The sequence below is a fragment of the Herbiconiux moechotypicola genome (assembly GCF_024979255.1).
Taxonomy (GTDB): Bacteria; Actinomycetota; Actinomycetes; order Actinomycetales; family Microbacteriaceae; genus Herbiconiux; species Herbiconiux moechotypicola.
Genome location: NZ_JANLCN010000047.1, coordinates 231 through 560 on the forward strand (window position 1 = coordinate 231; position 330 = coordinate 560).

General features: G+C 51.2%; 1 protein-coding gene. It reads right to left on the reverse strand.

The features are described 5' to 3' along the window. Positions 1-59 precede the first annotated feature (59 nt). A partial coding sequence (locus N1031_RS20425; RefSeq protein ID WP_259481797.1) for a hypothetical protein occupies positions 60-330 on the reverse strand: 271 nt, incomplete at its 5' end.

Here is a 330-nt window from a genome sequence, read left to right on the forward strand (position 1 = left end):
GTTGCCTGACTGGGTTGCCTCCCTAAGCCCGCCTGGCCGCCGACTTAAGCGTGACATAACTAATTACATGACTCGAGGTCGACGGTATCGATAAGCTTGATATCGAATTCTCGAGAGGCCGAGGCGGCCACCACTTTCTTGTACAAAGTTGTGCGGCCACTCTGCGTTGATCCACTGCTTAACCCAACTTTTTTGTACAAACTTGTGGCCGTAATGGCCACTCTGCGTTGATACCACTGCTTGGATCCAGCGTAATCTGGAACATCGTATGGGTATGGACCACCAGGGATTCCTTCCTTGTCTTGAATTTTCGACAAGTCGGAGGCCAAG